The 24,606-nt window shown below is 40.3% G+C and carries 22 protein-coding genes; 8 read left to right on the top strand and 14 right to left on the bottom strand.

Going from position 1 to position 24,606, the window contains the following annotated elements:
- Positions 1–84: 84 nt before the first annotated feature.
- From H5079_RS04940 to hisG, 6 genes are read right to left on the bottom strand one after another with little or no spacing between them, the layout of a single operon-like run.
- Complete coding sequence (locus tag H5079_RS04940) at positions 85–813, bottom strand: 1-(5-phosphoribosyl)-5-[(5-phosphoribosylamino)methylideneamino] imidazole-4-carboxamide isomerase (protein WP_011330113.1); 729 nt, start codon at positions 811–813, stop codon at positions 85–87.
- Between the two features lie 33 nt (positions 814–846).
- Positions 847–1,437: an imidazole glycerol phosphate synthase subunit HisH gene (gene hisH, locus H5079_RS04935; RefSeq protein ID WP_041454940.1), complete on the bottom strand. Its 591-nt coding sequence runs from the start codon at positions 1,435–1,437 to the stop codon at positions 847–849.
- Positions 1,434–2,495, bottom strand: a complete 1,062-nt coding sequence (gene hisB, locus H5079_RS04930) for a bifunctional histidinol-phosphatase/imidazoleglycerol-phosphate dehydratase HisB (RefSeq protein ID WP_011330115.1) — start codon at positions 2,493–2,495, stop codon at positions 1,434–1,436. The genes hisH and hisB overlap by 4 nt, the downstream gene beginning before the upstream one ends.
- Positions 2,492–3,601: a histidinol-phosphate transaminase gene (hisC, locus tag H5079_RS04925; RefSeq protein ID WP_182683592.1), complete on the bottom strand. Its 1,110-nt coding sequence runs from the start codon at positions 3,599–3,601 to the stop codon at positions 2,492–2,494. Before hisC ends, hisB begins: the two co-directional genes overlap by 4 nt.
- Positions 3,591–4,892 (bottom strand): histidinol dehydrogenase, encoded by a 1,302-nt coding sequence (gene hisD, locus H5079_RS04920; protein ID WP_182683591.1) that lies wholly within the window; start codon positions 4,890–4,892, stop codon positions 3,591–3,593. The genes hisC and hisD overlap by 11 nt, the downstream gene beginning before the upstream one ends.
- 5 nt (positions 4,893–4,897) lie before the next feature.
- Positions 4,898–5,797 (bottom strand): ATP phosphoribosyltransferase, encoded by a 900-nt coding sequence (gene hisG / locus H5079_RS04915; protein WP_011330118.1) that lies wholly within the window; start codon positions 5,795–5,797, stop codon positions 4,898–4,900.
- Between the two features lie 397 nt (positions 5,798–6,194).
- On the opposite strand from hisG, the gene H5079_RS04910 reads away from it, so the two are divergent.
- Positions 6,195–6,431, top strand: a complete 237-nt coding sequence (locus H5079_RS04910; protein ID WP_011330119.1) for a hypothetical protein — start codon at positions 6,195–6,197, stop codon at positions 6,429–6,431.
- Between the two features lie 108 nt (positions 6,432–6,539).
- On the opposite strand, the gene H5079_RS04905 is transcribed toward H5079_RS04910, so the two are convergent.
- Positions 6,540–7,835: a sodium:proton antiporter gene (locus tag H5079_RS04905; protein ID WP_011330120.1), complete on the bottom strand. Its 1,296-nt coding sequence runs from the start codon at positions 7,833–7,835 to the stop codon at positions 6,540–6,542.
- A gap of 334 nt (positions 7,836–8,169) precedes the next feature.
- Here H5079_RS04905 and H5079_RS04900 point away from each other — a divergent pair, with 334 nt between their 5' ends.
- The 3 genes from H5079_RS04900 to H5079_RS04890 all read left to right on the top strand — a co-directional run bounded on the left by H5079_RS04900 (position 8,170) and on the right by H5079_RS04890 (position 11,206).
- On the top strand, positions 8,170–10,086 hold the full coding sequence (locus tag H5079_RS04900) for an ATP-dependent DNA helicase (protein ID WP_058375083.1): 1,917 nt from the start codon (positions 8,170–8,172) through the stop codon (positions 10,084–10,086).
- Positions 10,087–10,095: 9 nt separating this feature from the next.
- Positions 10,096–10,800, top strand: a complete 705-nt coding sequence (gene tsaB, locus H5079_RS04895; protein ID WP_182683590.1) for a tRNA (adenosine(37)-N6)-threonylcarbamoyltransferase complex dimerization subunit type 1 TsaB — start codon at positions 10,096–10,098, stop codon at positions 10,798–10,800.
- 76 nt (positions 10,801–10,876) lie between these two features.
- Positions 10,877–11,206 (top strand): hypothetical protein, encoded by a 330-nt coding sequence (locus H5079_RS04890; protein ID WP_089369288.1) that lies wholly within the window; start codon positions 10,877–10,879, stop codon positions 11,204–11,206.
- A gap of 91 nt (positions 11,207–11,297) precedes the next feature.
- Here H5079_RS04890 and H5079_RS04885 read toward each other — a convergent pair whose 3' ends face one another.
- Positions 11,298–12,587 (bottom strand): alkaline phosphatase, encoded by a 1,290-nt coding sequence (locus H5079_RS04885; RefSeq protein WP_182683589.1) that lies wholly within the window; start codon positions 12,585–12,587, stop codon positions 11,298–11,300.
- A 324-nt stretch (positions 12,588–12,911) separates the two neighbouring features.
- Between H5079_RS04885 and H5079_RS04880 the strand changes: the two genes are divergently transcribed.
- From H5079_RS04880 to kch, 4 genes are all read left to right on the top strand, one after another.
- On the top strand, positions 12,912–13,763 hold the full coding sequence (locus H5079_RS04880; RefSeq protein WP_011330125.1) for an alpha/beta hydrolase: 852 nt from the start codon (positions 12,912–12,914) through the stop codon (positions 13,761–13,763).
- 114 nt (positions 13,764–13,877) lie between these two features.
- Positions 13,878–15,530: a long-chain-fatty-acid--CoA ligase FadD gene (gene fadD / locus H5079_RS04875; protein WP_089369289.1), complete on the top strand. Its 1,653-nt coding sequence runs from the start codon at positions 13,878–13,880 to the stop codon at positions 15,528–15,530.
- Positions 15,531–15,581: 51 nt separating this feature from the next.
- Entirely contained in the window at positions 15,582–16,712 is a 1,131-nt protein-coding gene (rnd, locus tag H5079_RS04870) for a ribonuclease D (RefSeq protein WP_011330127.1), read from the top strand.
- A 187-nt stretch (positions 16,713–16,899) separates the two neighbouring features.
- Positions 16,900–18,075: a voltage-gated potassium channel protein gene (gene kch, locus H5079_RS04865; protein WP_011330128.1), complete on the top strand. Its 1,176-nt coding sequence runs from the start codon at positions 16,900–16,902 to the stop codon at positions 18,073–18,075.
- A gap of 116 nt (positions 18,076–18,191) precedes the next feature.
- Here the strand turns inward: kch and H5079_RS04860 are convergent, their stop codons facing one another.
- The 6 genes from H5079_RS04860 to H5079_RS04835 form a co-directional block, all read right to left on the bottom strand.
- On the bottom strand, positions 18,192–19,067 hold the full coding sequence (locus H5079_RS04860) for a sugar phosphate isomerase/epimerase (protein ID WP_182683588.1): 876 nt from the start codon (positions 19,065–19,067) through the stop codon (positions 18,192–18,194).
- A 94-nt stretch (positions 19,068–19,161) separates the two neighbouring features.
- Entirely contained in the window at positions 19,162–19,911 is a 750-nt protein-coding gene (locus H5079_RS04855) for a gluconate 2-dehydrogenase subunit 3 family protein (RefSeq protein ID WP_182683587.1), read from the bottom strand.
- Position 19,912: 1 nt separating this feature from the next.
- Positions 19,913–21,592, bottom strand: a complete 1,680-nt coding sequence (locus H5079_RS04850; RefSeq protein ID WP_058375092.1) for a GMC family oxidoreductase — start codon at positions 21,590–21,592, stop codon at positions 19,913–19,915.
- A 2-nt stretch (positions 21,593–21,594) separates the two neighbouring features.
- Positions 21,595–22,287: a DUF1080 domain-containing protein gene (locus H5079_RS04845; RefSeq protein WP_182683586.1), complete on the bottom strand. Its 693-nt coding sequence runs from the start codon at positions 22,285–22,287 to the stop codon at positions 21,595–21,597.
- A 23-nt stretch (positions 22,288–22,310) separates the two neighbouring features.
- Positions 22,311–23,537: a sugar MFS transporter gene (locus H5079_RS04840; protein WP_182683585.1), complete on the bottom strand. Its 1,227-nt coding sequence runs from the start codon at positions 23,535–23,537 to the stop codon at positions 22,311–22,313.
- 10 nt (positions 23,538–23,547) lie between these two features.
- A complete protein-coding gene (locus H5079_RS04835; protein WP_182683584.1) occupies positions 23,548–24,603 on the bottom strand; it encodes a sugar phosphate isomerase/epimerase in 1,056 nt (351 codons plus the stop codon).
- Positions 24,604–24,606: the final 3 nt, after the last annotated feature.

Below are 24,606 nucleotides of genomic sequence, written 5' to 3'. Positions count from 1 at the left end.
TTACCTGAGGTGTTGCTTAATAATTAAGTTAATGAATAAAAGCACAGTATAGGTACTGTGCTTTTTTGTATATATATTAGGTTCTTAGCGTGTTACTGCTAGTGCTTCTTCCACACTAAAGGCGCCATCGAGCAGTGATTTACCTAAAATAATACCGCCAATACCCAACTCTTTGAGCTTTTTAATGTCATCAAGTGAGCTTACGCCACCAGATGCTTGTACTTTAATAGTTGAGTTATGCTTAATTAAATCCTCGTACAGCGCGAACGATGGACCGGTCATGGTGCCATCCTTACTGATGTCCGTGCATAAAAAATCAATAACACCTAAGTTAGCATAAAAATCTACTAGCTCAAGTAAACCAAACTCAGATTCAGTTAGCCAACCATGGGTTGCCGGAGCCCAGCCAGTGGCTGTTTTATTTACATCAAGGGCAATAACAAAGTGCTCTGCGCCAAACTGCTCAATCCAGGCTTTAACTTGTTCGCGTTTTTCAACCGCCATTGAGCCAATAACCACTTGGTTTGCGCCGGCTTTTAACCAATCACTTACATCTTGCTCACAGCGAATGCCACCGCCAACTTGATACGGCACATTAAGTGCTTTTGTAGCCGCTTGAATGTGTTGCCACTGTTTTTTACTTGGATCGCGGGCACCTTCTAAATCAACTAAGTGAAGTTTACCTGCGCCGCTGTCGGCGTATTCTTTTAAACGCGCGCCTAACTCGAATGGGTAAAACTGTACAGTCTCGTATTTGCCTTGGTATAAGCGCACAATTTGATTTTGTAATACGTCTAATGCTGGAATAATCACAGTGTGTCTCTTTATTAATAGATGAGGGGCAGCCTACAACTGCCAATCAACAAAATTTTGTAATAAACGCGCGCCTATTTTAGCGCTGCGCTCTGGGTGAAACTGCATGCCGGCATAGTTATCTTTAGCCACTATGGCCGAAAAACGTTGTCCGTACTCGCCACTTACTAATGTGGCGTTGTTTACCGTGTGCGCAAAGCTGTGTACAAAGTACACTTGCTCGTCGGGTGTTAGTCCTTTTGTTAAGGCATGCTCTTTATTTATGGTTAAATTGTTCCAGCCCATATGCGGTGACGTAAGTTGACCTACATCAAGCGCTGTTACATGCCCAGGTATTTTACCTAAGCACTGCACGTTACCTTCTTCGGTGCTTTCGCACAGTAACTGCATACCTAAGCAAATACCCATTAGCGGGCGCTGGTATTCGTTTATAGCGTGTTGCCAACCGTTATCTACTAAGCGTTTCATGGCAACCGAAGCATGGCCAACACCGGGTAATATAGCGCGCTCAAAACCCGCTAACTGCTCTGGAGAGGTAATTACAGTTGGCGTTTGTCCTAAACGTTCAAAGGCAAAACGCACTGAGTTTATATTAGCGCACCCGGTATTTATTATCGCAATCATAAACACCCTTTAGAGCTAGCAGTTTGCTGGCTAATATCTTGCGCTATTGCCATGCGCAGTGCGCGAGAAAAAGCTTTAAATAAACCCTCTACTTGATGATGGCAGTTACCGTCACTTACCGATAAAATTAGGCTAATTGCGGCGTTATCGCTTAAGCTTTTGAAAAAATGCTCAACCATTTGTACATCTAAATCGCCTGCTTTTTCGCGGCTAAAATTAGCGTTAAGTACAAACGAAGCACGCCCCGATAAATCAATTTGTGCTTCGGCTTTACATTCATCCATTGGTAGGGCAAAACCATAGCGAGCAATTTGCGATTTAGTGCCTAAGGCTTGTTTAAGTGCAACACCTAGAGCAATACCTATGTCTTCAACAAGGTGGTGCTCGTCTATGTGCAAATCGCCTTTGGCTTTAATGTTTAAACCAATATTCGCGTGGGTGCGAATTTGATCAAGCATATGATCAAAAAAGCCAAGGCCGGTATCTATACTGCCGTTTTTAGTTTGATCTAAGTTTATTGCTACATCTATTTGAGTTTCTTTGGTATTACGTGTAACGCGGCCCTCGCGGTTTGCGGTAGTTAGTTTAGTAACTATTGCACTCCAATCGCCATCGTACAAAATACCTTCGCAACATAAATTTTGCGCCAGGCCTATATCAGTTTCACGGTCGCCAATTACAAAAGAGCGCGCTAAATCTACTTTGCCAGAACGCATTAGCTCGGTAAGTAAACCTGTTTTAGGTTTACGGCAATCGCAGTTTTGCTCGTCAAAGTGTGGACAAATTAATACCTCGTCAAAGTTAATGCCTTGGCTTTGTAGTATGTCCATCATTTTGTTTTGGGCTAGATCAAAATCCTGTGTAGGAAAGCTGTCGGTGCCTAAACCATCTTGGTTAGATACCATTACTAAGCGATAGCCTGCTGCTTGTAATTGTAATAATGCGGGCATTACACCGGGTAAAAACGCCAGCTTTTCAAGGCTGTCTACCTGTTTATCGGTAATTGGCTCTTCAATTATGGTGCCGTCGCGGTCAATAAATAAATAGGGGTTACTCATGATACTTCCTGTTGTGCTGAAATTGCTGAGGCTGTTGGCAATGCTAGGCCATCAAGCCAAATTTTTACTTGTTTAAGTTCTTGTTCGCTACCAATTGAAATGCGTAGCCAGTCGCTTTCACCATATAAGGTAAAAGCGCGCATAACCAAACCTTGCTCAAGTGCGATTTTAAAATAGTTTTTATCGGCTAACTTTAAAGTAACAAAGTTACCTTCACCAGTGAGAATTTTTAATACAGCAGGCGATTCACTTAGCCACTGTACAAGTTTAGCTTTTAAAGCGTTTAAAATAATCACTTGGCGGCGCATTGAGGTAATTGCATCGGGAGCAATTGCTTGCGCTGCAATACTTGCTACTACGCCAGATACCGGATACGGCGCTATTACTTTACGAATTGGCGCAAGAGTTGCTGCTTGTGCAAGCGTAAAACCGGTTCTAAGGCCTGCCAGTGCAAATGCTTTTGAAAGGGTACGTAGCACCACTACATTACTAAATTGGTTTATTAATTTTGTAGCGCTTTGCTCTGGGCAAAATTCTATATAGGCTTCATCAACAATAACCAATGCTTTACCCGTTAGTGCTGTTGCAATTGCGGTCACTTTATCAAGTGGGGTTAAGCTGCCTGTGGGGTTATTTGGGTTACAAATAAATACCAATTTTGAGCTGCCAACCGCATCTACTATTTCATCAACACTGCCATTTAATAATTGCGCTTGTGTTAGTGCGTTAATGGCGACATTGTGTGTATCGGCAGTGACTTTATACATGCCGTAAGTTGGCAAAAATAGCGTAATGCTGTCTTTTGCGCTTTCGCAGTATGTTCGCACTAAAAGCTCTATGCCTTCGTCGGCACCACGGGTCATTAGCACGTTTTCGCTTTCAAGCTCTGCATACGCCGCGTAGCGATCAATAACCAGTTGTGGTTGTGGATCTGGATAGCGGTTTAAATCTTCAACACTCAGCTGGATGGTTTTAGCATACGGACTTTCGTTGGCATTTAACCAAGTTGTGCCGCTTAACTTTTCACTTTTAGCTGAGCTGTAAGCAGCAAGCGCTGCAATATTTGCTGGTAATAAGTTATTAGCTTGCGTGCTCTCATTGCTCATTTTTAATTGCCTCTAAGCGAATTGAAACCGCATTTGCGTGAGCATCAAGGCCCTCAGCATTTGCAAGGGGTAAAATAGCTTTTGACAGCTGGGTTAAACCACTTTTAGTAATTGTTTGCACTGTGTAGGTGCGAAAAAAATCAAGTAAGTTCAAGCTAGAATAGCTTGCGCTATAACCATAGGTTGGCAATACGTGATTAGTACCTGATGCATAATCGCCTGCCGATTCAGGTGTATAATCGCCCACAAATACTGAGCCCGCATTTTTAACTTTATCTAGGTAGGGTGTGGAGTCTGCTAGTTGCAAAATTAAGTGCTCAGGGCCGTACTGCGCTGATACGTCAAACGCTTGTGCGACTGAGTCAACTAAAATAAGTGACGAGTTAGCCAAGGCTTGCTCGGCGGTTTCTTTGCGGCTTAATTTAGCAAGTTGGCGAGTAAGCGCCTGCTGAGTTTGCTCTATAATACTTTCGCTGTTACATAATAAAATAACTTGTGAGTCAGCACCGTGCTCTGCTTGTGAGAGTAAATCGGCGGCTATAAATTCTGGGTTTGCACGTTCATCTGCAATAACTAATACTTCAGATGGGCCTGCAGGCATATCAATGGCCATGCCAGGTACAGTTTGCGCCACAAGTTGCTTAGCCATAGTGACAAAGCTATTACCTGGGCCAAAAATTTTATTCACTTTAGGCACTGACTCTGTGCCATAAGCCATTGCTGCAATTGCGCCTGCGCCACCACTTTCTATTAGCGTGGTAATGCCGCATAATTTTGCTGCGTATAAAATAGCGGGGTTAATGGCTTTATCGCCTTGTACGGGGGTAGCAAGTACAACGGTTTTTGCACCGCTTAATTGGGCTAATACACCTTGCATAATAACCGATGATGGCAGCGGTGCACTGCCACCGGGTACATATATACCAACAGCTTCGATGGCTTGATATTTCAGTTCACACACAACGCCCGGTTGGGTCGATAATTTAATATCTTTAGGTAATTGCGCTTCATGAAAACATTTTACATTTGCATAAGCGGTATCAATGGCATACTTAAGCTCTGCACTGAGCGCCTGCTCAGATGCGTTTATTTCATCAAGCGGCACACGTAAACGTGGATTCGCTCTATTATCAAACTCTTTAGCCATGTCTAGCAAAGCCTCGTCGCCTTGCTCTTTTACTTTAGCTAAAATAGTTTTACATATAGCTTCAACCTTAGCGCTGGCCGAAACCGCAGGGCGTGTTAGCGCCGCTGCTTGTGCTTGTGAAGATTCCTCATTCCAACGAAGCATGTTACTTACTCCATCATTTTTTCAATAGGCATAACTAAAATTGAGTTAGCACCTAAGGCTTTTAGCTGCTCCATGGTTTCCCAAAATAAAGTTTCGCTGCTTACCATGTGCAGTGCTACATAATCATCACTACCGGCAAGGGCAAGTAGGGTAGGTTGACCAGAGCCAGGCAAAATTTCGCAAATTTCTTCAAGCTTATTTTTTGGCGCGTGTAGCATGATGTATTTGCTTTCTTTAGCTTGTCTAACACCACGTAGGCGCGGCATAAGCTTATTAATAAGTGCTAATTTATCGGTATCTTGTAGGTCTTTATTTTGAATTAAACAAGCGTTTGATTCTAAAATAGTATCGCCTTGCATTAATCCATTCGCTTCAAGCGTTGCGCCAGTAGAAACCAAGTCACAAATTGCATCAGCAAGGCCTGCACGTGGCGCTACTTCAACCGAGCCGGTAAGCATAACCGTGCTCGCGTTAATGCCTTCGCGTTTTAAGTACTGTTTTAAAATTTCAGGGTAGGTTGTAGCAATGCGCTTGCCTTCAAACCAGCTCTTGTCTTGCTTACCAAGCTCTTGTGGCCACGCTAGTGCTAGGCGGCAGTAGCCAAAGTCTAGTTTAGACAGTTTAGTTACTTCGCTTGGGATACCTTGGCGTAAACGCTCAGCTTGCACTTCTACTAGTACGTTTTCACCCACTATACCTAAATCACATACGCCTTCCATTACTAAGCCCGGAATATCGTCATCGCGCACACGTAATACATCAATTGGCATATTAGTTGAGTGTGCAATTAAGCGTTGTTCACGAAGGTTAAGTTTGATACCTAGCTGTTTAAGTAGCTCTTGGCAATCTTTTGAAAGGCGGCCGCCCTTTTGGATGGCGATACGTAGACGATTACTGTTGTTCATTATTCATTTTCCTTTAATTTAAAAACTAAAAACCCCGAGGCGGAACCTCAGGGCGAAAATGAATCAATTTTTTATGACTCGCCAGAGGTTCCTTTTAGGAATAACCTCTCAGCGAAAGACCTGACAGGTTATTCCGATGAATGGTGGTGATGTACTGATGTCAGGTTTAAGCGCATTTTATTGTCCTATTTAACAAACGTTTATATAGTTAACGTGTGTTGTTATGTATCTCGATTTGTGCGTATTATAAAAACATAAAGCAGCATAATATGGCAAGCCTTTTTTTGCATAATTAAAGAATATGTTATAACCGCCGATATAAACTAGGATTAATGTATATTAACTTAAGCTTTAAAAGCTCATACCATAAATTGATTTTGGTATTGAAGGAGGATGTATGGATATTATGATCCCCTACTTAGGGCCAATTACGCGTTTAGCGCTCGAGCCTAAAGGGGCTTTTTATATTGCGGGCGTAAAACAAGGTGCGAGTACTGACAAAGTCGCATTAGATGAGCGTAAAAAACGAGAGTTAGAAAAGAAACAAAAGCTTTCACTTATCAACGAAAACACCGATAACTCGGGTATTAAAAAAGATGAAGACGGTACGCCGCACCTAGATACATGGGCATAAGTTGTTAAGCTGCGTTATTAAGCGCAGCTACAAAACAGATCAAATACGCCCCAAAGTAGGCGCTATTTGATCATGTATATAACCAGTTAACCGCAGCAAAGTAATAGCTTAATTAGCCGTTTTTTTAGTTTGCTCTGCAGATGCAATACTGCTGTGAATAAGTGGTGAAATAGTTAAACCTTGAATAATAATTGAAAAAATCACCACTACATAGGTCACAATTACAATTAGGTTATGTAAATCAGAGCCGCCAATAAAAACTTCTTCACGGGGTATGGCCGCTGCCATGGCTAATGCTAAGCCACCTCTTAATCCGCCCCAAGTTAATATTTTAACGCTATGCTTGTCGTAACTTCTAAATTGTTTAAACAATACAAAAGGGGCACCTACACTAATAAAACGGGCTATAAGCACAGCAGGTATCATCAGCAAGCCTACGCCAATTTCACTTAGCGTAATGGGCATGGTCACTATGAGCATGCCAATAATTAAAAACAGTAGCGCATTTAAAAAGCTGTCAGTGGCATGCCAAAAGTCTTTTACATAACGGGTATCATCGGGCCCGGTGCGTTCAGTGGCTTTAGAGCGAGTAATATTACCTAACAAAATACCGCTGGTTACCATAGCAAGCGCGCCCGATATTTCCCATAAATTAGCCGCTGCAAATCCTGCGCTTGGGATAGTAAGGGTGATCAGTAAGCGAATATTTACGTCGCGACTATTAATAATTAAAAAGTGGCCAACCAGTGCAATAGCCAAGCCAAACGCTATACCACCAAGGGCATCAACAAAAAACAGCTCGGCTACGTCTTTAAAGTTTGCATCGGTACCATAAAAGGCTACTGAAAAAATAGTGGTAAATATAACTAAACCAATCCCATCGTTAAAAAGCGATTCGCCCTCAACTTGTACCGAAATACCCTCTGGTGCACGCATTTGCTTAATGATAGCCAGTACTGCAATTGGGTCGGTGGGGCTGATTAATGCACCAAATAATAAACAGTATATAAAAGGCACTGGCCAGCCAAAGGCAGCAAATAAGTAAAAACTTAAATAGCCAACTATAAAAGTAGAAACCAAGGTAGAAAACAAGACTAAAACGGTTATTTCCCAGCGTTGTTTTTTAAGAGCTTGCAGGTTAATTTCCAGTGCGCCGGCAAACAACAAAAAGCCTAGCATGCCTTTAAGAAGTAACTCATTAAAGTTAATACTCGAGACAATTTGGGTCATAGCTAACGCGTTTTGATCGCCCAAAAGCTTAACGGCAATGATCAATAATAATGAAATGACAACCGAGCCTGTGGTAATGGCAATAGTGGTTTGCATTTTAAGAATATATTGATTTGCAAATGCAATAAAAATAGCAAGTGCAGAAAGAAAGCAAATGAGGTACCAAGCATTCATCGATTAACCTTAATTAATTATAAGCGACACACAAAAAGCGAGTTTCAAGGCTGCTATGGTACTCCTGTCATATTATAGTGTCACAATATTTATAGGCGAATTAGGCGTTTAATTTAACTTTACTATCGCAACTGGTTAATAGTAAATGAGCCATTGTTAATAGTGTTGTCATAACTTTAAAGCTAAGTTAGTAATAACGTGTCTTGGTAATTTAGGATGAATAATTAAAATGAAGATTTTATTTTATAAATAGCGTCATAAAAGTAAAACTACTTTGTAATTACTTGCCCTTGGTGGTTAGCTTACGTAAAATCGCGCTATTATTTATTGTAAAGTGATTGGTATTATCAAACAGCTGTTTAGTGCAACCGGGCCTTTGGCGTTATCTTTAGATGGGTATACACCACGACAGCCACAAATAGATATGGCCGTTGCCGTTGCTGATGCGTTAAAAAACAGCTCACAACTAGTAGTTGAAGCCGGTACGGGCACAGGAAAAACCTTTGCCTACTTAGCCCCCGCGCTTAAATCAAAAGGTAAAACCATCATATCTACGGGCTCTAAAGCCCTGCAAGAGCAGTTATATCATCGCGACTTACCTCAACTCGTAAAAGCGTTAAGTGCTTCTAAAAAAACGGCATTATTAAAAGGCCGAGCAAACTACTTATGTACTTATCGACTTAATCAGCATGTGGCTCATGTACCTACCGACGATTCTGATGTAATGCACCAATTAGCTATGGTGGCTAAGTTTGCCAGCGAAACACAGTCAGGCGACTTAGCCGACTGTATTGGTATAGAAGACGATGCAAAAGTATTACCTTATGTAAACTCCACCGCAGACAACTGTTTAGGCAAAGAATGCCCCGACTTTCAAGCTTGTTATATAAGAAAAGCACGCTTAAATGCGGCTGATGCCGATATAGTGGTAATTAACCATCATTTATTTTTTGCTGATATGGCGGTAAAAGACAGTGGTTTTGCAGAGCTGATGCCCACAGCAGATGCTTATATATTTGACGAAGCACACCAATTAAGCGAAATTGCTAGTGATTACTTTGGCGAAAGCGTTAGCACTAAAAAGCTGGTGGATTTAATAAACGATTTACGCGCCATTTATCGAGCCGAAATCCCTGACATGCTGCAGCTAGGTAAAAGCTTAAATAAACTCGAAACCAGTGTTGCCGATTTACGCCTGCAGTTTGGCGTTGATGGCAGCCGTGGTGATTGGCGCGCCAAGCTCAGCGATAAGCAAATTTGCGCCGCGTTGCATCGGGTTATTAGCGACCTAGACTTTGTTTATCAGGTATTAAAACTTTGCTTAGACAGAAGCGATAAAATAGAGCACCCGTTTGAACGTGCACTGGCATTTAAAGGCCAGTTGGAGCGGGTATTCGATACCACACAAACAGGTTTTAGTTATTGGTATGAAACCACCCGCCGTTATTTAACTATTAATATAACGCCATTAAATGTATCAGTTAAATTTGCTAAAATGATGGCCGATACAGGCGCAGGGTTTGTATTTACCTCGGCTACATTGTCGGTCGATAATCAGCTTAGCCACTTTAACGCCAGCCTTGGACTAACACCCAAACAAAGCATGATGGTAGATAGCCCGTTTGATTATCCAAACCAAGCACTGCTGTGTTTGCCGCGTTATTTACCTGAGTCGCACGCAGACAATATGCCCCACGCAATTGTAAAATTAACGCTGGAACTGATTAAGTCGGCTAAAGGACGCTGTTTTGTGCTTTTTACAAGTTACCGTATGATGCATTTAGTAGCCGAAGGGCTTACTACACAAATAGACTACCCAGTTTATATGCAAGGACAAATGTCGAAACGTATTATTTTAGAAAAGTTTACCCGTCATGGTAATGCAGTGCTATTAGGGACGGCTTCATTTTGGGAAGGGGTTGATGTACGCGGCAGTACGCTAAGCTGTGTTATTATTGATAAGCTTCCATTTGCCGCACCAGATGACCCTTTACTACAAGCTAAAATGCAAGACTGCCAAATGCAAGGAAAAGACCCCTTTGCACATATACAATTACCACAAGCAGTTATTGCGCTTAAGCAAGGAGTAGGGCGGTTAATACGCGACAGTAAAGACAAAGGCGTACTTGTAATATGCGATAATCGCTTAGTTACACGCCAGTACGGGCAAGTATTTTTAAAGAGCTTACCGCCAATGCGCCGCACGCGAAGCTTAGAAGATGCCAATAAATTTTTACAACAAATTAATTAGAGTAATAAAATGATCAAAAGTAATATTCTTGCCCTTGATGCGTCTACCGAAGCGCTATCAATTGTTTTACATTTTAAGGGGCAAACATTTCATCATTTTGAAGAATGCCCGCAGCAGCATAGTCAAAAAATACTGCCATTAATAGATCAGCTATTAACCAGCGCAAACTGTAAATTAAAAGACTTAGACGTAATTGGCTTTGGTCAAGGTCCAGGTAGTTTTACGGGAGTACGTATTAGTGTAGCTATTGCACAAGGCCTTGCATATTCAACTAAATTGCCACTTGTAGGGGTATCTACGTTAGCTATTATGGCGCAACAAGCGTTTGAGCAACACGGCCATGAAAGTGTTTATCCCAGTATTGACGCCCGCATGGGAGAGATTTACTTTGCGCATTACCAAGTACAAAACGGCTTAATGCAATTAGTTAATCAAGAATGCGTAATTAAACCTGAGTTGTTAAATCAAGATTATATAGCCAATAGTGCACCACAATCGGTTGCTGTAGGTACAGGGTTTAAAACATACCCTGATGCGTTGAATGATTTTAATAACGTAACTATTAATAGCGAGATCACACTGCCTGATGCACGCTATATGCTAGCATTTGTAGAGGCAGGCTTTTTAGCGGGTAACGTTGTAAAAGCAAGCGATGCACAGCCTAAATATGTACGCGATACTGTTACTTGGAAAAAGCTTCCAGGTCGAGAGTGAAAATTAAATAACGAGCATTTGCAAATTGGTTGTTTTTAAATCATAATTTCAAATAGATTAAGATTGGAGACGCGTAATGACGCTGCCTATTGGTTCAGGTTTTTTTACCGGAGATATTCCGGGTAGAGTTAGCTCTGCTAAAGTAGTTACTAATAAACCACAAGGTTTGTTAGAGCACACTGCTGCGCCAAAAACGAATACCGATTATGTTAAAAACAGTCGTGAAGGCGTAGAGTTAGCCAATCAATTTTTTAAAGCGAACGCCGCAAATACACAATATAATCAAACTATTTACGACCAACCCTCAGCACAAGTAAGCAAGGCTATTTCCACTTATACCGAATTTGCAAATTTAGAACGACGTGCTGAAGTGCAAGATTTAATTGGTGTAGACATTTACGCTTAAATTACTCAAATATAAAATTTAAAAATAAAAAGCCCGAACATATTAGATGCTCGGGCTTTTTGTTTGTTATATGTGCATTGTTTCTAATACGTTATTTTTCTATAAATGCAATTAGCTTATCGGCAATGTCAGTATTGTTTTGTGAGCCCGTAAATTGCTCGCTACCTTTACCATAGGCAAATACTTGTACATCAACTGCTGTGTGGCCACCAGTTGTCCAGCCAGTAAAGCTGGCATCGTTAATAATACTTTTAATGGCTAAATTTAAAGGCTTTTTACCCATTTTTTTAGCTTGCTCAAGTTTAATTTGGTGCTCAGCACTAAACTCAATATTAGTATTAGCCGACCAAACTGTTTTTAAATCACTGGCATCCATTAATAGCGAGGTTAATTTACCAGCCGAGGCTTTAACGCCTTTAACTATTTCGGTATCCCACTTGTATTGTCCGTGGGCACCAAGTGTTAAACCACCTGTTGAGTGATCTGCGGTAACAATTAAAATCGTGTCTTGGTTTTTATCAACGTATGCTTTTGCTTTTTCGATCGATTTAGCAAAATCGTCCATTTCTGCCATAGCACAGGCTATATCGTTAGCATGGCCACACCAATCAATTTGGCTGCCTTCAATCATCACAAAAAAACCTTCTTTGTTTTGGCCATCTAATAAATCAAGTGTTTTAGTGGTTAATCGTGCAAGGCGATTGGGGTGCTCATCAATTGCGTATGGAAGGCCTTTTTCGGCGTATAAACCAATGGCAGGGAGCTGCGTAATTTGGCCTAGGTTATTAATGTCGTCGGAGTATTGATAACCAGCGGCTTTAAATTCTTCAATTAAGTTACGGTCCTCACGAATAAAATATTTAGTCCCTCCACCTAGCATTAAATCAACGGGTAGCTTGCCCGCAATTTTATTGTCAATGTAATCATTAGCAATTTCATCGTAGTTACCGCGAGATTCATTATGAGCTGCAAAGCTTGCCGGTGTGGCGTGGTTAATTTGCAAAGTAGCGACAAGTGCCGTGGTCATACCGCGCTCTTTTGCAATTTCTAACATCGTTTTAACGGGCTTTTTATTGGTATCTACGCCAATAGCACCGTTATAGCTTTTATGGCCGGTGCTTAACGCTGTAGCGCTTGCTGCGCTGTCGGTAACATAAGTATGATCGTCTGGGTAGGTGTGTGCCATGCCAGTTAAAATAGTATCGAATACAGTGCTTTCAATTGCTTTTGTGTTCGAATCGTCTTTAAAGTAGCGATAAGCAGTTGTATAAGCTGGGCCCATACCATCGCCAATCATATAAATAATATTTTTTGGTGCCGAATCTGCATAAGCACCTGTTGCGCTGCATAAAAGCGCCAATAAACTGAGCTGTTTTTTCATGTTTGTACCTTTTAAATGTACTTAATTTAATAGCTTGGAGTTATTGTATACAGTTAATATGATAAATAAATTAATATCGATGAACGACTAAAGCAAAGTGTTAAAGTTATATTGCGCTTAAGCTTTATTAAATCAGGATCACATAAACTAATTTACTTGCTTAGTTATAATTACTCCTTTGTTTTAAATTAGTTGGTAGCAAATACCTATCATTAAAGGTTACATTGTCTATAACTACTGAAGGATAGATTTAAAAACACCTTTTAAAACACGTTAGAGCTAACAGTTATAAATAATCATTAATAAAATTAATAGGGGTGTGCTGTGGAACCATTTAATATTCAAATCAATAATTTAAATATTCATGGTTTAAAAACGGGAAGTGGAGATGAAGTTGTAATTGCGCTACATGGTTGGCTTGATAATAGTGCAAGTTATATCCCTATGTTAGCAAATGCCAAAGTGCAGCAAACGTGGTATTGCCTTGATTTTGCCGGACACGGATTGTCGTCATGGCGTAGCGACGACGCACACTATTATTTTGTAGATTATATTGATGATATATATCAGTTTATAAATACTCTAGGGGTAAAAAAAATACATTTAGTAGGGCACTCTATGGGAGCTATGGTGGCGGGTGTGTTTGCAAGCTGCTTTAGTGACTATGTAACGTCTGTAACATTTATAGAAGGAATAGGGTGCGTAACAACCCCAAGTGAAGAAGTAACGCAACAACTTAAAAGTGCTATTTTAAACCGAGACAGGCTAAAAAATAAAAAGCCAAGAGTGTATCAATCGAAAGAGCAAATACACCAAGCACGTGCGCAAACAACAGACTTAAGTAGCCAGCTTATTGAGGTATTAATGGCGCGCAATATTAAAACAATTAAAAATGGATTTGCATTAACAACCGACCCAAAGCTTAAAAATCATTCAGGTTTTAGGTTTGATGAGGCGCAATGTATTGGTGCAATAAAAAATTTAATTGCGCCATGTCAGTTAATACTAGGGGATACAGGCTACACTTTTGTAAAACAAAATTTAGAAAACTATGCTAAATATTACAATAGCTTAAATGTAATAACTGTAGAGGGCGGGCATCACTGTCATATGCAAAGTAGTGCGCACTGTTTTGAACAGATTCAAGCATTTATGGTGCAAAGTAGCGTGTGTTAATTGTATATTAGCGTTAAATGTGGGATTATTCTTCATTAGAGTATTTGCTCAATTGTCAAAGTGCCTTACTTAGATTAAGGTTAATAAAAATATAACTATAAACAGGGGCTAAGAGTGGAAAAAATTTGGCTTAAGCGCTACCCAGAAGGTATGCCTGAAACTATCGATCCTGAGCACTATGCCTCATTACTCGAAGTGTTTGAAAAAAGTTTTACCGACTACAAAGATTTACCCGCATTTACAAATATGGGTAAAACCTTGTCTTATGATGAAATTGATACTGCAACTAAAAAAGTTGCGTCTTATATTCAAAATGATTTAGGCCTTAAAAAATGTGACAAAGTGGCAGTTATGATGCCTAATTTGTTACAAACGCCCATTGCTATTTTAGGTATTTTACGTGCAGGCTGTGTTGTTGTTAATGTAAACCCACTCTACACAGTGCGTGAACTTGAGCACCAACTTAAAGATTCTGATACTTCAGCAATTTTTATATTGGCTAATTTTGCCGATACACTCGAAAAGGCATTACCCCATACCGATGTTAAACATATTGTTGTTACCCAAGTAGGTGACATGATGGGTGGCATTAAAAAGCATGTTGTAAACTTTGTTGTTAAGTACATTAAAAAGATGGTGCCAAGCTACACTTTGCCAAATACCATAGATTTTTGCGACTTACTTAAAGCCGACGAAAATGCCTATGTACGCCCAGAGGTTAACTTAAGTGATTTAGCTTTTTTACAATATACCGGCGGAACAACGGGTGTATCTAAAGGCGCAATGTTAAGCCACGGTAATATGGTAGGTAATCTTGAGCAAGTTTCAGGATGTTTAGACCCAGTGCTTGAGCGTGGTAAAGAAGTGGTAATAACTGCGTTACCGCTTTACCATATTTTTGCATTAACGGCTAACTGCTTAACATTTATGAAGTACGGTGGCCTAAATGTACTTATAACTAATCCACGCGACATGCCTGGTTTTATTAAAGAATTAAGTAAAGCTAAATTTACTGCTATTACGGGTGTAAATACTTTATTTAATGGTTTGTTAAACACGCCAGGATTTGCCGAACTTGATTTTAGTCACTTAAAAATGTCATTAGGCGGCGGTATGGCTGTACAACGCCCAGTTGCTGAAAAATGGCAAACAGTTACAAAATCTAAATTAATGGAAGGGTATGGTTTAACCGAGTGTTCTCCTTTAGTTACCGTTAGTCCTTATGACTTAACGGCATATAATGGCTCAATTGGTTTACCGGCTCCAAGTACCGAAATCAAATTAATTCTTGATAATGGCCAAGAAGCAGCAAAAGGTGAACCAGGAGAGCTTTGGGTTAAAGGCCCGCAAGTTATGCTTGGTTACTACAAACGCCCAGATGCAACCGCTGAGAGCTTACAAGATGGCTGGTTTGCTACCGGTGACATAGCAACTTATGACGACGAAGGTTTCTTTTATATAGTCGATCGTAAAAAAGATATGATTATTGTCTCGGGCTTTAATGTATTCCCTAACGAAATTGAAGAAGTTGTTGCCATGCACGATGGAGTGCTTGAAGTAGCAGCTATTGGTATCCCTCACGATACGAGTGGTGAACAAGTTAAAGTTTTTGTTGTAAAAAAAGACCCTTCTTTAACTGAAAAAGATATAATAAAACACTGTCGTGATAATTTAACTAATTATAAGGTGCCTAAGCTTGTTGAGTTTAGGGATGAGTTACCTAAAACTAACGTAGGTAAAATACTCAGAAGAGCCTTGAAAGATTAGCAACCATTAAAAAAGCCGACATATGTCGGCTTTTTTATTGTAGGAGACTAAGTGCACTACCAATTAATTGAAACCCAAAATCAGCTTAATACTTTTGTTGAGCAAATTAAAAACAAGCCCGTTTTAGCCATAGACACAGAGTTTATGCGTCGCCGTACTTTGTACCCAGAAGTTGCACTTATTCAAGTTTATGATGGCGAGCATTTAGCACTTATAGATCCACTGGCAGAACTGTCATTATTCGATTTTTGGCAAATTTTAAAAGATCCTGCTGTTTTAAAAGTATTTCACTCTCCTTCAGAAGACATAGAAGTTTTTCAAAAGTACGCTGGGTTTGTTCCTACGCCGTTATTCGATACTCAATTTGCACTGCAAATTTTAGGCGAAGGAAACTGTATGGGCTTTGCTCTAATGGTAAAAACTTTATTGGATATTGAAATAGATAAAAGTGAATCACGTACAAATTGGTTGCAACGGCCATTAACAAATAAACAATTAGAGTACGCTGCTGCCGATGCCTATCATTTATTACCCTGTTTTAATCTTATTATTGACAGTGTAAAAGCCGCCGATTTATTTAATATTGTTATTAGCGAAAGTGAGTTAGTGGCTAATAAGCGAGAATTTCAAACTCCAGATGAGCTGCTCTATAAAGACATTAAAAATGCGTGGCAACTAAGGCCACATGAACTTGCAATATTAAGAGAGCTGGCTGTTTGGCGTCGAAATAAAGCAATTCGTAAAAATTTAGCACTTAACTTTGTATTAAAAGAACATAATATGACAGAAATTGCTAAACGAGGGCCAGCAAGTTTAAATGCATTAAGGCAAATTCCGGGCGTTGAGGCGATAGAAGTGAACCGCTCGGGAGTCGAAATACTAAAGTGTATTGAGCAAGCAAAAGCATTGCCTGAGGAGCAACACCCAGCAATTTTAAAGCGTTTAATAGACTTTCCTAGTTACAAAAAAGTAGCGAAAGAGATAAAACAAAAAATTAATAAAGTTGCCAAAGAACATAATATTCCAGAGGATGTAATGGCTTCTAAAAAGCAGGTTAATCAACTAATTAGTTGGAATTGGAAATTATCTGCAGCACAAAAAGAGCAGCATATTAAACCAGATTTGCTTAGTTCTTGGCGCTATTCTTTTGTAAAAGATACGCTAAAAGAATGGGATGTTTGATCGTATTTAAGTATCTAAGGTTAGCTTACATAGATAACTTACTTAATAGTGTATTGAGCTAACAGGTATAAATACTAAGCTATTATAAGTGCACCTATTATTGGGAGGCAGTTATAATAGCTTTATTAATTTATTTGCTATTCATTTAGTGGTATTTTTATATACCACTGTTATTAAAGTGCTTTTTATGAAAGTTGAAACAATAAAACGTAAACTATTAGAACTATGTAAACCAGCTTGGATATTAGCTATTTTGGTTGCTTTTAATGGTTACTGGCTAATTAAACCTGTTGTTGCACGTATGCTAGAAATGCTACCGGGTGTATTAAACTGGTCGCTCGATTGGTTAAATTTAATTGATAAAATAGGAATAACAGAACTACCGCGCTTTATTCTAGGTGCAGGCTTAATAATAATGTCGGTTGGCTTAGCTTTAAAAGCACGTTTAGCGTGGGCTTTTTCACTGATACTATTAATAGTGGTCGCGGTTATTAGTATTTCATCGTCAAGCTCTGGGCTAATATTATTGTCTTACACTATGGTTGTGAGCATGTTACTACTCGTATACTGGAAAAGCTTTGATGGCTCTAGTATTACCGCAGGTAGTTTGTTTGCTCTAACCAGTACAGGCGCATTAATGCTTTATGCTGTGTTTGGCACTTTGTATTTAGGCAGCGAGTTTAGTACCCCTATTACCGATTTACCCACTGCATTTTACTTTTCTATTGTGAGCATGTCGACGGTAGGCTATGGCGATCTTTACCCTGTAACGTCTACAGCGCGACTATTTACCGCATCAATTATTGTTATGGGTATTACCGTTTTTGCTACTTCGATCAGTGCTATTATAGGCCCTGTGATTGGTGGTAATCTTAAAAAAATTGTTAAAGGTAGGATTTCGAACGTAATGAGAAAAAATCATTTTATTATTTTAGGTATTTCACCCACCGCACACAGTGTTTATGCCGGTTTGGTAGAGCGTGGCGATGCAGTTACTTTAGTGTGCCCAACAGGGTCTGAACACGAATATCCGGTAGATGCAGACATTGTTTATGGCGACTCAAGCTCAGCCGATATCTTAATCGAAGCGGGCGCTAAAAAGGCAAATTATATTTTAGCGTTACGTAATGATGATGCTGAAAATGCGTTTAGTATTTTAGCGGCTAAAGAAGTTGCTGGCGAGGACACCAAAACAATTGCTTTGGTTAATTCAAGTAAACATATTCCGCAAATTAAGCGCGTAAAACCTGACGTAGTATTTTCATTGCAACTACTCGGTAGTGAGCTGTTAGTGAGAACGCTAAAGGGTGAAACCATTGATAATAAACTGATCACTAAATTGTTCTTTGGTGATGCAGAATAAGCGCTTTAAATACTCAGTAAAATGATTAAATAGCATAACTAAAAAAGTATTGTGACCCAATAAAGTACCTTTTTACATTGGCTTGTGGGTCACAATATTTTCCTTTTCTAGCGCGGTTATAATGCCATTTCCTGTAAAATCATATCAAGGTTAGCTTTAGATTTAGCAACACTTTGCATTGGCGTTAAACCATGCGGGTATTCTTCTTGCTCTAATACCAGCCATTGAGTACCGCCGTGCTGAATTAATGACTTTATCAGTGACTGCCAAGAATAACTATTTTCACCAATAATAGGACTTAGACCATCATTTTTATGGGTACGAATTTTTAAATGGGTTGATATTGTACGTTGCGGATAATTTTTCACGTAAGTGAGTGGGTTCTTCCCTGCATAATTAACCCAACCAATATCGAGTTGCAGTGGCATATTAGCCGGTGTTTGGGTCGCAATGTAATCCCAATAAGTAGCGCCTTTATAATGGTTAAACTCTTGATCATGATTATGAAAGCCAATCTGCATATCGTAACGTTGGGCTATATTATTTACTGCAATTAGTTGCTTGGTTAAAGCAATTACACCAGTAGGGTGCCATGCGCGTTCATCCCATGGTACAAATAATAACGATACGCCTAAGGTTTTATAAAATAGAAGGGTGTCTGAAATGCTCTCATTCGTTAGTACTTCAAAGCCAATATGCGCACTGCTAGCAACTAAATTTAAATCACTGAGTTTGCGTTTTAGCTTGCTCGGATCATTGCGGTAACTACCAAAATCACCGGCAAACTCTACACCTTGAAAACCCATATCTGAGAGAGATTGTAATGTACCTTCAAAGTCTGCTTTTAATGCATCTTTAACCGACCAAAGCTGTACACTTACAGGCGGGAGTGCTTTTGCTGTTTTAGCACTCACTTGCAACGCACTGCAGCTTAGCGTTACAACACCAATAAACAGCAACGTTTTTAGTTGCCAAAATTTTGTATTAAACATCACAAAATACCTATTAAATAAGCAAAGAGGTTGTTTGCTCTTTGCTTTCGTTTCTTTTATGTAGCCATCGTTAGATTAATAGCATTAATTTAAATCAGTCTTTATAAGCGTATTCGCTTAAGCCTAGTTCTGCTAACACATGTTCTAAATGTGCTTTGGCTTCATCGCTAGGGCCAGGGTAATCACCAGCAATAGGTACATTACCTAAGTAACCGATATCTTTACAGCCTTGTGGCGTGCAAAAGTAAGCACCTAGCACCAAGTTTTTAAAGCGTAAAAAAGCATCACTTATACGTTGAAACTGAGCGGGTATATCTTCACTAACATAGGCAATATCATTTAATATAGCGGTTTGTTGCTCACTATTTAATTGCACAAAATTAGTTTTAAAACGAAGTGCTGCCTCATCGTCAATCCACGCTAATCCATGCAGGATAGCGACTCTATCTTTTTGCTGGCCGTTATAAGGTGCGCTTACCCATTCATTAATTACACTTGGTACCTGTACTTGTGAAGCACTTGGATTATTACCCTCTTGCGGTACTATGTAATCTGCAAGTACAGCGACGAGTGTCAGCTGGGCATTCGTTAAGGTGAGCGGCCAAGGCGATTCTGGTGGGAGCACCATATTTGGATCTGTACCATAACCTTTACCTGCTACTGGGGCTATGTCTATATCAGGCCAATGGCCAGCTTTGCTCATAGAACCATCGAGTGCTTTAGTGCAACCAGCACTTAGTGACACGGCCGATCCTGCGGCGAGTAGCCCAAGCCATTTTAATGATTCACGACGTGACATTCCTGAAGCGTATTTGTTAGAGTTGATGCGATCTTGTGTATCCATGTTATAGCACCCCTTTTTCAATTTGTTTTGCAAGCCACGTTGAGTTACGCATTGCGAGTGTCATTATTGTTAAAGTACAATTTTTATGTGGATTTGATGCAAATACACCGGCATCCATAATAAATAGGTTTTCGCATTCCCAGGTCTGACCCCATTGATTAGTAACAGACTCTTTTGGCGAGCTACCCATTCTGGTAGTACCTACTTCATGAATAATTTCACCACCTTTAGAAATTGCTTTTTCTGCAGACGGTAATTTACCGACCTTAGCTCCCATATTTTCTAAAATTTGTTTTGCTGTTTTTAAGCCGTGTTCAATTTGCTTAAGCTCTCGGTCTGACCATCTAAAATGGAATTTAGAAACGGGGATCCCCCATTTATCTTTAACGGTTTCGTCAATTTCCATGTAAGTGTCTTTGTTTGGGAGCATCTCGCCACGCAGCGCAAAGCCAACATAAGAGCCATATGCATCACGAACTTGTTGCTTAAGGGCAGGCCCATAGCCTTGTTTATCACCCGACACACCTGAACCTGGCTGATTAAAGCCGCTACTTATTTCAAAGTGGTAGCCACGTGGAAAGTCAAGCTCACCTTTGGCATGTGCTTTGTGTCCCCACCAAGGAATAAACAAGTGGTTGCCAGTATGGCCATCTTCGTTATAACGCGGGCGTCCTTTTAAAGCAGGAATTTGCGCGCCTAACCAAGCACCAGTAGAGTCCATCAAGTTACGGCCTACCTGATCGCTCGAGTTAGCTAAACCTTTAGGGTGCTTGGCTGTTTTAGAGTTCAGCAAAATACGCGCTGATTCACATGCACTGGCAGCAAGAATTACCACATCAGCTGAGAGAGTATGCTCAGTTACAGATTTTTTCTCAACATAGGTCACACCCGTTACTTTACCAGCGTCATTTACCGCGACAGATTTAACCATAGCGTCGGTAACAATTTTTAAATTACCGGTCGCCATTGCCATAGGTAGTAGGGAAGTTGTGGTTTGAAAAGCAGCACCAATAGAGCAGCCGCTACCACAAGGTGTCGCATAAAAACACGCCATGCGATCATCTTTATTACGTGTAAGTACGGCTCTGTGCATAGGGACTGCAGCAATACCTAATTTTTTAGCACTGGCTGCAATTAGTAACTCCGGCACTCTGGGTGTTGGTGGCGGCTGTAAAACACCGGGTGCAGAAGGAGGCATATCGTCTAAACCTGTATTAGTTCCACAAATACCAACGAGTTCTTCAGTTTTGTCATACCAAGGTGCAATATCTTCATACACAAACGGCCAATCGGCGCCTTGGCCGTCTTGACTCTTACCTTTAAAGTCGTGTTCACTAAAGCGCAACGAATAGCGTCCCCAGTGATTGGTTCGCCCACCGAGCATACGTGCTCGCCACCAATAAAAATCGGTACCCTTGGCATTTGTGTAGGGCTCGTCTGGTACTTGCCAACCACCATCTACGGTAGCATCGTAAAAACCAAAGCTTTTATCTTTAGTGCCTGCTCCCATTAGAGGGGCTTCGCTATTGCGGCGAAACATTGGGCTTTCCGTTTTCGGATCGTAGTCTCTACCAGCTTCTAATAATAAAACTTTATGGCCTAGTTTAGTTAATGTATAAGCGGCCATTGCACCGCCAGCACCCGAACCAACAACCAGTACTTTATGATCGAATTTAGACATAGTTATAGCTCCTTAATTTTTATATTTTTAAACCAAACTTTATCACCATGATCTTGCAGACCAATATGCCCTTGCTCAGCCGTTGCAAAGTTTTCCCACGTAGCAAATTTACTATTGGCCACTAAGGTGTTCCAGGTAGTACTGCCAATTACAATACTGGTAGTACTGATACCGTTTTGCCATACCTGTAAGTGCATATCCTGCATGCGAATACGTACATGGTTCCAGTTATTTGCAAGTTTATGAGCTGCTTTTGGTGCTGCAAAAAGATCGTAAATAGAGCCAGATAAATGAGAATCTATTTTATTATCTGAGTGTTCTACATTATCTAAAATTTGAATTTCTGGCGCATGGGAATAGATCATACTGCCAGTTTCGTCGGCTAATACAAAAATACCGCTGTTGCCTTTTGTAGAGATCTTCCAATCCATTTGTAATTCGTAGTCGCGGTACATTTTTTTAGTGAGAATATCGCCGCCACCTTGCGTTAGGGTCATGGCGTTATCTTCAATTTTCCATGCTGAGTTAACCGTGTCACTTTTAAAGTTACGCCACATAGACATATCTTTACCATTAAAAAGTGATTGCCAGCCGGCTTTTTGCTCTTCTATGGTTAGTTGGTTATCTGGTGTATGGGCAAAAGCACAGCTACTAAAAGCCAGTGCAAGTGACAACATTTTGAATGATTTAAGCATAATGTAACCTCGTTTATTTATTTTTAATGGTTGCTAGACGCGTTTTTTAGCGTTTTATTTTTATTCATAACCAGATGAAACCCAGCAAAAACCACAATTAATATAATAGGGAAAATAAGCAGGTTTCCTAACACTGTTTGCCCTGCTAATACTTGAGTTTGCTGCACCGTTAAGTTTGCCGCTTCGGCTTCTTTACTTGCGGCATCAATCCAATGACCGATTACCGGGTTCCACATGCTAACTGCAAACATGCCGGCACCGCCCATTAATGACATACCCAAAGCGCCTGTTTTAGGGGCGAATTCTGCAACGCAGCCAAGCATGGTGGGCCAAAAGTAAGTGACGCCAACGGCAAACATTGCTGCTGCAAAGTAAATAGCGTTACCTTGCACTTGGCTCATTAAAAATATTCCTGCGGTGGCAAAGATTGCTGATCCAAGCAGTACCCCAGTTGGGCTAAAACGATGAACAATTGGGCCTGCAAAAAATCTGCCTGTAGCCATAAGGCCAGTTATAAGCGCTAAAATCACCATAGGTGAAGCACCCGAAGAGCCTAAAATCTTTTCTATCCATTGTTGTGTGCCAAACTCGGTAATGGCAGTCACTGTCATACAAACAATCAGGAATAAATACACAGGTGATAGTAGATTTTTTAGGTTTTTGCTGGTTGAGTTTACTTGCATATCAAACTGTGGAAACTGTGATTTGAGTATCATCACACCATATATAATGGTTGGAATAAGAATTAATGCCACTTGCCATTGCCAATTTAATCCTACAGCAGTCATAGCGCTTGAAGCCAAAGCTCCAATTACGATGCCACCTGGAAACCAAACGTGGAAACGATTGAGCATAGTGGTGGTATTTTTTGGAAACATTTGAGCAATTAGTGGGTTACAGCCAGCTTCAACAGAGCCATTAGCAAAACCAATTAAAAAGGTAGAGACTAACAATCCCCAAAATCCGTCTGCGGTAATGGTTAAAATGAGCCCAGCAAAGTGACAAACAAAAGCCAGTGCTACAAGTCGTTTAGCTCCAATAGCATTATATATAAAGCCGCCGACCATGGTGGCAACCGGGAAACCTAAAAAGGCCATGGCGTTAACCCACCCTAGCTGAGTGCTAGTAAGACCAAACTGTTCACCTAGTTGGCCTAATATTCCGGCGCGGATCGCAAATGTCATTGAGGTAACAATTAATGCAATACAGCAGAGCCTAAATACTAGGCGGTTGTTATTATTATCATTCATTAGCGATATCCTATTTAATACCTAAAATGCGATTGTTACGTTGGCTATCTGTTTCAGCTCGACTAAAATCGTCGAATGCCTTATCAGTTGGGCGGATCAGATGGTGTTTAATAAATTCAGCCCCTTCTTTTGCGCCATTCTCGGGATGTTTAATACAACATTCCCACTCTAAAACAGCCCAGCCATCAAAGCCGTACTGAGTTAATTTGCTAAAAATACTTTTAAAGTCAATTTGCCCATCACCTAAAGAGCGAAACCTTCCTGGGCGGTCTTGCCAGTTTTGATAGCCGCCATATACACCAGAGCGACCGTTAGGAGTAAATTCGGCATCTTTAACATGAAATGCTTTTATCCGTTCATGGTAAATGTCTATAAATGCAAGATAATCAAGTTGTTGAAGTACAAAATGACTAGGATCATAAAGAATATTTACGCGCGGATGATTATTGGTTGCCGCTAAAAAGCGTTCAAACGAAATACCGTCATGTAAATCTTCACCAGGGTGAAGTTCAAAGCACACGTCCACACCCATTTCGTCAAAGCAATCTAGTATAGGCAGCCAACGTTTAGCTAATTCTGCAAACCCTTGTTCAACCAGTCCTTGTGGACGTTGCGGCCAAGGATAAAAAGTATGCCAAAGTAATGCCCCAGAAAAAGTTGCATGGGTTTTTAATCCCAACTTTTGGCTTGCTTTGGCTGCTAGCATTAATTGCTCTTTTGCCCATACGGTTCTTGCTGCGGGGTTACCTTTAACTGCTTGCGGCGCAAAATTATCGAACATTTCATCGTATGCCGGATGTACTGCGACTAACTGCCCTTGCAAGTGAGTCGACAGCTCTGAAATTGTAAGCCCTGCGTCTGCTGCAATACCAGTTACTTCATCGCAGTATTGCTGGCTTTGAGCTGCTTTTTCTAAATCAAATAGGTCAGAATTTGAAGTGGGCAGTTGAATTGCCTTATAACCTAAGTTACTCGCCCAGTGGCAAATGTCTTTAAAATTATTAAATGGCGGTTTATCTGAGATAAATTGTGCTAAAAATATCGCCGGTCCTTTTATTTCTTTCATTAT

The sequence above is a fragment of the Pseudoalteromonas sp. SG44-5 genome (assembly GCF_014164175.1).
GTDB lineage: Bacteria > Pseudomonadota > Gammaproteobacteria > Enterobacterales > Alteromonadaceae > Pseudoalteromonas > Pseudoalteromonas nigrifaciens.
Note: the sequence above shows the minus strand (reverse complement) of the source record. Positions and strands in the feature narration are given on the sequence as shown.

Excerpts from the sequence above, each read along its gene's own strand:
- tsaB (WP_182683590.1), top strand. The coding sequence starts at position 10,096 with ATGATCAAAAGTAATATTCTTGCCCTTGATGCGTCTACCGAAGCGCTA.
- H5079_RS04905 (WP_011330120.1), bottom strand. The coding sequence starts at position 7,835 with ATGAATGCTTGGTACCTCATTTGCTTTCTTTCTGCACTTGCTATTTTT.
- H5079_RS04910 (WP_011330119.1), top strand. The coding sequence starts at position 6,195 with ATGGATATTATGATCCCCTACTTAGGGCCAATTACGCGTTTAGCGCTC.
- hisC (WP_182683592.1), bottom strand. The coding sequence starts at position 3,601 with ATGAGCAATGAGAGCACGCAAGCTAATAACTTATTACCAGCAAATATT.
- hisH (WP_041454940.1), bottom strand. The coding sequence starts at position 1,437 with ATGATTGCGATAATAAATACCGGGTGCGCTAATATAAACTCAGTGCGT.
- H5079_RS04855 (WP_182683587.1), bottom strand. The coding sequence starts at position 19,911 with ATGGATACACAAGATCGCATCAACTCTAACAAATACGCTTCAGGAATG.
- H5079_RS04890 (WP_089369288.1), top strand. The coding sequence starts at position 10,877 with ATGACGCTGCCTATTGGTTCAGGTTTTTTTACCGGAGATATTCCGGGT.
- kch (WP_011330128.1), top strand. The coding sequence starts at position 16,900 with ATGAAAGTTGAAACAATAAAACGTAAACTATTAGAACTATGTAAACCA.
- H5079_RS04835 (WP_182683584.1), bottom strand. The coding sequence starts at position 24,603 with ATGAAAGAAATAAAAGGACCGGCGATATTTTTAGCACAATTTATCTCA.
- H5079_RS04850 (WP_058375092.1), bottom strand. The coding sequence starts at position 21,592 with ATGTCTAAATTCGATCATAAAGTACTGGTTGTTGGTTCGGGTGCTGGC.
- hisD (WP_182683591.1), bottom strand. The coding sequence starts at position 4,892 with ATGCTTCGTTGGAATGAGGAATCTTCACAAGCACAAGCAGCGGCGCTA.
- H5079_RS04845 (WP_182683586.1), bottom strand. The coding sequence starts at position 22,287 with ATGCTTAAATCATTCAAAATGTTGTCACTTGCACTGGCTTTTAGTAGC.
- H5079_RS04885 (WP_182683589.1), bottom strand. The coding sequence starts at position 12,587 with ATGAAAAAACAGCTCAGTTTATTGGCGCTTTTATGCAGCGCAACAGGT.
- hisB (WP_011330115.1), bottom strand. The coding sequence starts at position 2,495 with ATGAGTAACCCCTATTTATTTATTGACCGCGACGGCACCATAATTGAA.
- hisG (WP_011330118.1), bottom strand. The coding sequence starts at position 5,797 with ATGAACAACAGTAATCGTCTACGTATCGCCATCCAAAAGGGCGGCCGC.
- H5079_RS04860 (WP_182683588.1), bottom strand. The coding sequence starts at position 19,067 with ATGTTTAATACAAAATTTTGGCAACTAAAAACGTTGCTGTTTATTGGT.
- H5079_RS04840 (WP_182683585.1), bottom strand. The coding sequence starts at position 23,537 with ATGAATGATAATAATAACAACCGCCTAGTATTTAGGCTCTGCTGTATT.